This is a genomic window from Mesorhizobium sp. M6A.T.Ce.TU.016.01.1.1 (genome assembly GCF_003997065.1).
GTDB classification, from domain to species: domain Bacteria; phylum Pseudomonadota; class Alphaproteobacteria; order Rhizobiales; family Rhizobiaceae; genus Mesorhizobium; species Mesorhizobium mediterraneum.
In genome coordinates, this window is record NZ_RZTJ01000133.1 from 1 (window position 1) to 454 (window position 454).

Below are 454 nucleotides of genomic sequence, written 5' to 3' on the forward strand. Positions count from 1 at the left end.
GCCATGGCTTTCACAACCTTCACAAGATGGCCCGCTACAGTCTCTCTTTCCGCGCACCCTCTGTCCTGCCCTGGTGAAGCAGATCGACTGGACGATCGGGGAACGGCCTGACGTCGCGCGCTTCCTCGCCATGCCGCATTTCTCCGCCTTCGTCGTGGTGCAGGGCGGACGCATCCTCTACGAGGCGTATGCGCCGGACTTCGGTCCCGACAGGCCGCACAGCATCCAGTCGATCACCAAGACGACGCTAAACCTGATGCTCGGCCGCTGCGTCGCCGACGGCCTCGTCGATCTCAACCGCAGGATTCGGGACTACCTGCCCGAAATCGGGACAGGCTATGCGGATGCAACCCTGCGCGATGTGGCTGACATGAACGTTGCCAACGAATTCTCCGAGGACCTCGACGATCCCTACGCGACGTGGTTTGCCATGGAGCGCGACGCAGGATGGCGC

General features: G+C 62.8%; 1 protein-coding gene. It reads left to right on the forward strand.

Translation table 11 applies throughout. From position 1 onward, the window contains the following. Nucleotides 1-73: 73 nt before the first annotated feature. Nucleotides 74-454, forward strand: a 381-nt coding sequence (locus EOC94_RS33595) for a serine hydrolase domain-containing protein (protein WP_148128471.1), incomplete at its 3' end; no start/stop codon positions are given.